We start from the raw sequence: 7536 nt of genomic DNA on the forward strand, positions 1-7536 counted from the left end.
CTTCATCGCAGACCTACCCGTCAGTTCCTTCATCCACCCTGCCGGCCTGCCCATCACACCTCCGCAGTCGAGGTGTTGCGACGACCGGTTGAATCCGCCCAATACACCTCGATCGCGTTCACCGAGCGCCTGGCCGAAGCCGGCATCGCACCCTCGATCGGGACCGTCGCCGACGCGTATGACAACGCCCTGGCCGAGTCTGCGATCGGCCTGTTCAAGACCGAACTCATCAACCGCAACAAGCCCTGGAAGACCTTCACCGACGTCGAGTTCGCCACTGCCGAGTGGATCGACTGGTACAACCACCAGCGCCTACACGGAGCCCTCGGCCACACCACCCCAGCCGAGTACGAAGACGCCTACCATCACCAACACACCCACGCCGACGAACCCGTCAGCGCGTGACATCCCGCTCGACACCAAACCCGGAGCGATTCAGTCGGCGGCAGCACCGGCTGGGGCAGCGCCAACGCGGTCGGGACCGCCGAGTATCTACCCGGATACGGCGAGCCAGACGCCACGGAGATTGACTGGTTGACCGTGAGCGCCAAGAAGATCACCATTCCCGCCCACTCGGCAGTCACCGTCCAGCTCACGTTGGACGCCTCACTGCCCAACACCAGGAAGCCCGGTACCTACACGGCCGTACTCAACCTCACCCACAACACCCCCTACGTCCTGGCTCCCATCACCGTCAGCATGAGCGTGAAGGCCGGCTCCAAGCACCGCGGCAAAACCGCACAAGGATGAGCAGCCCCGGTGCCGGTACCTGGTTGGGTACCGGCACCGGGTAGGGTTTCACAGGCACGGAACCGTGTTCCCGAAGGACATATAGGCTCCGGGAGCTGGCACATGGGGCGTCGTCACCATTGGTGACGCGGTCACGGTCACGGTCACGGTCATGAGGTGGCCTCCCCGACCGGTGGTCGGGGTTGACGCCGGTTGTTGTCGCCTTCAGGGGACCGCTTCGTACACGACTTCGCCCCTTCCGGCATCGAGGCGGGGCGGGGAGCGGTCATCTGCGGGGGTTGCCCCATGGCCACGCGTTGGTCGGCAGGCATCGACAAATTCCATGACGTCGACACACTTGCGCGCGCCTGGGATTCACCAGATCGCTCGTGCGCCAGCCGCCCGACTCAAGCGACGGTGACTATGCGCGACAGACGGTGAAGGCTGTCGTTCAGCGCCTGGTAGACGACGTCCTGCGGCGGCGCGATGCTCTCGTCGGAGAACGACAGGTGGATGGTGACCTCGCTGGTCCGCTTGTCGGTCCGGTCCACCTGCAGCCAGCCCGCGTAGCGGTCGTCCTCAATGGTGCCCCATTCCAGCCGTTTGTGCGTGCGGTCGGCCCGGAAGAGCGCGGCCACGTCCCGTCCGGTGTCGTCGTCGTGCACGGTGACGGCGGGCGGTTGGGCGGGGTGGGCGTGCAGCTCGTCGGGGAGCCAGGACTCGATGCGGCCGAGGTCCTCCGCCCGGTCGAAAACGCGGTCCGCGGAGGCTGTCATGTTCATGGAGCGCTCGAACTCACTTACGACGATCCCACCCCTCAGGGGGAGACTTCGAGTGTCCCTCCGCCTCCTGGAGGCGGCCACGCGGCACCTTCCCGGAGCGGCGGGCCAGGTCGGATATTTACAGGACTGTGAAACCAGGTGTCCAAGTCCGCGCGTGCGTGATCGGACCGGGTGCACGCGGCGGGCCAACATACTGGCAACTGCGTCATGGCGCGCTCACCTTTGAGTATCCCCTCGTGGGGGCGTCACCACCTTCCGTCGCTGCCGATCAGTGTCAATGCCCGGGCTGGCAACCGCACGTTCCTGGCCACGGTGTCGGAAATTGGTATGTTAGTGTTTTTTGGCCAGTAAAATCAGCTGCCGCCAAGGTTGGCGCTCACTTTCTATCCAGTTGACCATTCGGTTGTTATAGGGTTGTATGTGAAGATCAATCCTTAGCCTTCGATGTCGGTTTCTTCGTGGAATCATCGAGAATGCCGAACGCGGGGCTTCTATCGGATAGGACAATCTGTGCGCAAAAGATTTGCGCGTCTTGCAGCCTCGGGCGCAGCTGTTGCCGGTATTGTGGCGACAGTAATCCTTGGCGGGGTCGGTAGCGCATCTGCCTCTGGTACTGGTGGAGCTGTTGGCGTTACCCCTGGTGGATCTGGTGGGGCTGTCGGCGTCACCCCTGGCGCCGGTGATGGGTCGATTCCCGGCATTGCTCCCGCCTCACAGCTGGTTCCCGCGGGTTATGTAAAGCTGTGTGCCAGGGGAACCTACTCGGTGTTCATCGTGCCGTCTGGGGGGTACGCGTCGACGACTCTCGCTCCTGCTGGAGGACCGTGCTGGTACGGCCACCTGGGTAACCCCAAGGGCTTCACGACGTTCAAGATCATGGGCAAGTACAACACGTCTGCCGATACGTTTCTAATCGAAACTATCACCTACAACTCGGCGTGGGGTCTCGGCGTCACCGCCAAGGGCACCACGGCGAACAAGGGCGCTGACGCATACATCGATCTGTGGTAATAATCTCCGCAGAATTGCATTTCTGTGAGCGTAGTATTCTGGGCTAGAAGTCCCAGCGATCCGCGCTCCCGAAGGTGCGCCTGCATCGGGAAACGGCTGGTGCAGGCGCACCGCGAGGAGTCCTGGCAGCTAGCTCCCCCGCGCAACTGCCTTCGACGCCGCTGGGGCTCACGGAGCTTGATCGTCGCGGATTTCGTTTGGATGAGGGATCGCAGGGTGGTGGGCAGACGCTCAACGGCAGGCGTTCGCGGGCGAATCCGGATGGAGGCCGCCGAGCGTTTGCCGAGGACGCCTCCAGCGCGGAAGTCGCCCAAAGGCTTCCGGGTGAGTGTGCGTTTGACGCAGAGCTGGCCCCGGGCAGGACGCCGCCACCGTTGAACTGCGGTCGCCGGGGTCGGTGTCCTTGTCGAAGCGGAGCGACAGGCTGTTCGCAGCGCTTGAGGACGAACCGGCCAAGGGACTGGCGCGCACAGTTAACAAGCCGCTTCGAACTGGAAGTCCGGGGAGCTCGACCAGTGGCTGAGTGTTCTGGACAGTCCGCTACGGCCTTGGGTCTCTTTGGGCACTGTGACGTCCGACCGGTTCAGCGACGGGCGGGTGTCACACCCACGGCACGCCCAGCTTCTGTAGGGCGGCGCGCTCGTCGGGAGTGAGCTTGTCGCGGCGGGTCTTGATGTTGCTGCACCACACGCCCAGTCTCAGCTGGTGTACCTGGTCTCCGACGATGATTCGTTCCAGGTGTCCTCGTGCTACCACCTGCGTTCCTTCCCTGGCGATGTACTGGGCGAGGGCGGTCAGGTCGCGCTGGAAGCCCTCGGAGGTCCTTCCAGATTGCTTCCTCGCTTCATCGACCGGCGTCAGGATGGGCTGCTCGGCGGGCGTAACACCCAGTGAGATGAGCCGTTGTTGCTGCTCGCCGTTCAATTGGGCCCAGTTCCTGGACTGCCGTACCAGCCACGCTCCGAGGTCATCCCCGTTGAAGGTGACGCCGGGTTCGATGCCGGCGACAGTGCCGTCGGGCTCGGTCTCTGCCAGATCCCGCAGGACCGCATAGTGGCGTTGGCAGTCCAGTGGCCAGGGGCAGTCCCAGTCCGGGTCAATGGTGGCGAGCTGTGTTGCTCGGGTTTCTGCGCGGTCGGTGTTTTTACCGAGGCCGCCTTCGCGGCGGAGGTTGGCCAGGTGTTTCCCGATGGGTGCGGTCTGGCCGTCGGGGCTGTCACTCCATAGCGCGTCTTGTCGGGGGGCGAGGTGTCCGTGGGCGCGGTGGAAGGCATGGAAGATGGCGAGTTTGGTTTCCCAGGCTTGGTCGCCGGGTTCCCAGACCATGCCGGCCTCGTCGAGCAGCGTCTTGCGGTGTTCTTCCAGCTCCCCGGCCCGCAACGCTTTTCGCTGCTGATGTACCCACCTTCCCATGGGAAAGTTCTTTGTCACGCCGACCTCGGTCTGCGTGTCATACGGGACCGCGTGCAGGCCGGTGATGCTGTTTTCGGCCCGCCAGCGGCGGAGGGCTTGGTAGCCTTCGAGCCAGACCAGGGATTCGGGCCGGTAGACGCGGGTACGCAGGAATGCCGCGACGGTGGCGGGATCACGGGGGCTGGAGAAGTGCAGCAACGCCGACTCCGCTGCTCCCTGGCCACCGTCGGCCTGCTCCCGGCTTCTGTGGCCGGCACCGCCTTCCCCTGGACCGCCGGTGGTGCCGATGATCTGCCCATCTGCGTTGCGCATGACGTGGACCGTGCGCGCTCCGCTGCTGAATGCGCGGTTGGCGAGTTGCTCGACGAGATGTTCGTCGTGTGAGCGCAGCCCCTGGAGGACGGCGACCAGAGGTCGGTACGACGCTGAGGCGATCATGTTGCCGGGGTCTTCACCGGGCTGCAGGAAGACCGGGACGATGATCCGCGCAGTTTCTGTTGCGCCGTCGGGGTTGGGCCGCAGTGCGCGGCCGATGTTCTGGACGATCTCCACCTGCGACCCGCGGGTGTCTGCGAAGCACACGGCTTCGACGCCACGGGTGCCCACAATGTCGACGCCTTCCCCGAGGACCCGGACACTGGCGAGGAACGCCCGGTGCACCTTGCGCCCTTGGTCGTCGATACCGTTCGCGAACTGCTGGAGCACCTCGCGTCGCTCGGATACGAGGTGGTTGCCGCACAGCCACTGCGCCCACACGCGGTCAGGGGCGACGTGCCGGTGCGGTGTGAGCTTGTAGGACTGGGCGCCGATGGCCGAGGCCGGCAGGGCCTTGGCTTCGGCCAGGGCTGCTCGGTCGCCTTGCTCGTATACAGCTCGGCTGTCGTCTGGGGAAGTTTCGCAGCGAACGCCGCGGGCTCTTCCACGCGCTGGTGGAACGTCATCACGGTACGGAGGTCGTGTGCTGCGGCGTGTTCGAGCAGGGCGGTCTGCAGCAGCGCGAGGCGCCGGCCGCGTACTGCCTCTTCGGGAGCGTCGAGGGTGAGGTCGGGGTCCTGGATCTCCAGGACGTCGATCTCGAAGCCGGAGAGGATGCCGCGTTCGACCGCTTCGGACAGGCCCAACTCGTAGATCCACTGGCCGTAGGTGCCGGCCGGATCGTCCCTCATGGAGGCGACCTCCAGCTCGCTCCCGTCCTTACCGACCGGAGGCCGTGGGGCGGCCAGAATCCGCGGGGTTGCGGTCATGTAGAGCCGATAGGAGACCGGGATGCGGGCGTTGTCGTGGATCGCGGCCCACGCCCGCCCCAAATCCCTTGCCGTGCCGTGCGCCTCGTCCACGACCGCCAGGTCGAAGCCGTCCATCCGCTGCCCATACAGGCGTTGTCCGCCCGCCAAAGCGGCCTCCAGCGGCCCACGCACACGACCCAGGCCCGACGCGTCCTCGATGTCATCGCGGTCCACCAGCGACGCGTACGTGGCCAGCACGACCACCGGCCCCGACCCGGCCCACAGCGCCAGCTGAATCGGGTTCGTGGTCGTGCGGACCCCGAGCTACTCCAGGAGCTCGTCGCCTTCCAGAGAGCACACGCCGATCATGGACCCGTGATGCCCGACCCTGCGCCAGGTTTGCGCGGTCTGCACGAGCAGATCGAGAGTGGGGACCATGACCAGGATCCTGTCCGTCCGGAACAGGTCCAGCGCCGCCCGCGCGGCGGTGATCGTTTTCCCTGACCCGGTGGCCGACACCAAGGTCGCCCGTGCCCCGTCAGCAGGCACGGAAGAGCGTGCGGGGAAGCCCACCCACCGGCGGATCCGCGTCTGTGCGTCGACCTGGTGCTCTCGAAGCTGCACACCGCGCACGCCCGCTCCTCCGCCCGACACAGCCAATGCCTCACCGACTGCCGTCCTGCCCGAACCATCATTATCTCGGCTGCTGGAACGGCGACGGGCAAGCCCGATGCGCGACACGGTACCGGCCAGGTCCCACTCCACCTCACGGTCGACTTCCTGCTTGCACCCCGGCCTCGCCTGCTCACCAGGGCACTCTGCACCCCCAGCTTGGCGGCGTTGGTGGTGGGTCCGGTCCTCGATCCGCAGCTCCCCCAAGCCGGGGGAGACCCTCATTGACTGCGTGCCCCCGGGAGCTCCCTTCAGACCTCCGGCAGGTCACGGTTGACATCCTCTCCGCCCTAACGGGCGGAGATTCCCGCCTGCCTGCCGGTGGTCACCGGCTGGGGCTTCGGGTGGGTTTCTGTTTCTTCGCGCTGCGCCGGTACGAGGATCAGAGGTAGATACCCGAAACCCTGCAGTGTCGTGCTTCCACGGAAGGAGGCCGTCCCAGGTCCGAGCGACCGGCCGCATCCCGGCAGCGTCTTCCTGGCGCGTGAAGTACACAGTTGTATGCATGAGTGAGACGTGCCGATCACCGACGCGCGTGCTTGGTTCGCTTTGCTGGTTCGCCGGGCTTCCCACGCTCGTGAGCGGATCACGATCACCGACCATGGACAACCCGCCGCGGTGCTGATCAACCCCCAGGAGTTGGCTGACACCGAGGATGCCCCGGCCACTGGCCCAGTACCGGGCCCAGCAGGCTGCCAGTGAGACCTCCCGTGTGCCGTATAACCAGGTCCGTGCGCGGCTCGGTCTGGGCCCAGCTTCTCGACCTGGACGATCGTCTGGGACGAGCGGACCATCGACGCCGCCCGGTTCCTCAAGGACGACCCCGACGGCCTGCACCAGCTGAAGGAAGGCGTCGATCTGCTTGCCGACCAGCTACACCTCCCAGCAGCGTCGAGTACGGCTCATCGGACCTGCGACGGATGCATGTGGGACGCTACCGGCTGATGTGCGAGATCACCGAGGCCACCGTCACGATCCACATCGGCCAGACGGGCTGACCTTGCCATGCGTCCGGGACACCACCACACATTGCGCCGCCCGAGTGCGGTGATGCATCGTGACGTCAGACCGAGACTGGGCGGGCATGATGACCGGACTGGGACCCCCGCCCCCCATGACTTGCCGAACCTCTGGGAGCTGCCCGAGGTGACCGGCTTGTTGTGGGTGTCGGGAGGGCGTCGTCATCCGTGCCGCGCTCCGGCTTGCGTAGCCGGTTGCAAGTCGCCATGTGCGCCAGATACCACACAATCCAGCAGGTTCAGGCGCACCATCGCAACAAATGGAAGGACCGCTGATGGGAATGCTCGGGGAGAGTCTTGACCGCGCCGTGCAAGGCGCCTTCACCCGCCGCATCCCCAAAACGGCCCCCGCTCAAATGCGTTACCTCGTCAAACAGCTCAAGGGCACCCGGGCCGTCGCCCAGCTATTGGGGGTCTCGCAGCGGACCGTGGAGCGCTACGTCAAAGACCAGATCAAACACCCTCGCAGCGATCTCGCTGGCCGCCTGGAACGTGAAGTACGCCAGCGGTGGCAGCCACATGTCCGCGCCCGCGCCAAGCAGGCTGCGGCCACGACCGGCGGCATCGTCATCGACACCGGTGCCCGGGCCTTGTCCCTGTGGGATGGACACCTGTTCGTGTTGTTATGCGGCGAGTGTCAGGGTAGCTGACTGCCTCTCGTAGGCGATCGGTGACTGTTGTCCG

Annotated in this window: 5 protein-coding genes and 2 pseudogenes; 5 read left to right on the top strand and 2 right to left on the bottom strand. The window is 65.6% G+C overall.

The window, feature by feature from the left end; genetic code table 11:
- Both PV350_RS42280 and PV350_RS42285 read left to right on the top strand, forming a co-directional pair.
- A partial coding sequence (locus PV350_RS42280; RefSeq protein ID WP_500338704.1) for an integrase core domain-containing protein occupies positions 1-405 on the top strand: 405 nt, incomplete at its 5' end.
- 135 nt (positions 406-540) lie between these two features.
- Positions 541-750, top strand: coding sequence for a hypothetical protein (locus PV350_RS42285; RefSeq protein WP_500338705.1), 210 nt, complete (start codon positions 541-543; stop codon positions 748-750).
- Positions 751-1136: 386 nt separating this feature from the next.
- Here the strand turns inward: PV350_RS42285 and PV350_RS42290 are convergent, their stop codons facing one another.
- The gene (locus PV350_RS42290; protein WP_500338706.1) at positions 1137-1511 is read right to left on the bottom strand and encodes an SRPBCC family protein; all 375 of its coding nucleotides are present in this window, start codon (positions 1509-1511) and stop codon (positions 1137-1139) included.
- Positions 1512-2387: 876 nt separating this feature from the next.
- Here PV350_RS42290 and PV350_RS42295 point away from each other — a divergent pair.
- Positions 2388-2522: a hypothetical protein gene (locus PV350_RS42295; protein ID WP_375822204.1), complete on the top strand. Its 135-nt coding sequence runs from the start codon at positions 2388-2390 to the stop codon at positions 2520-2522.
- A gap of 600 nt (positions 2523-3122) precedes the next feature.
- Here PV350_RS42295 and PV350_RS42300 read toward each other — a convergent pair.
- A pseudogene (locus PV350_RS42300) lies at positions 3123-5794 on the bottom strand (helicase associated domain-containing protein).
- A 555-nt stretch (positions 5795-6349) separates the two neighbouring features.
- On the opposite strand from PV350_RS42300, the gene PV350_RS42305 reads away from it, so the two are divergent.
- On the top strand, positions 6350-6535 hold the full coding sequence (locus tag PV350_RS42305; protein WP_500338708.1) for a type II toxin-antitoxin system Phd/YefM family antitoxin: 186 nt from the start codon (positions 6350-6352) through the stop codon (positions 6533-6535).
- 598 nt (positions 6536-7133) lie between these two features.
- Positions 7134-7439 (top strand): annotated as a pseudogene (gene tpg / locus PV350_RS42310) (telomere-protecting terminal protein Tpg); the annotation flags it as partial.
- Positions 7440-7536: the final 97 nt, after the last annotated feature.

This window comes from Streptomyces sp. PA03-6a, from assembly GCF_033792765.1.
In the GTDB taxonomy this organism is placed as follows: domain Bacteria; phylum Actinomycetota; class Actinomycetes; order Streptomycetales; family Streptomycetaceae; genus Actinacidiphila.

Excerpts from the sequence above, each read along its gene's own strand:
- PV350_RS42290 (WP_500338706.1), bottom strand. The coding sequence starts at position 1,511 with ATGAACATGACAGCCTCCGCGGACCGCGTTTTCGACCGGGCGGAGGAC.
- PV350_RS42295 (WP_375822204.1), top strand. The coding sequence starts at position 2,388 with ATGGGCAAGTACAACACGTCTGCCGATACGTTTCTAATCGAAACTATC.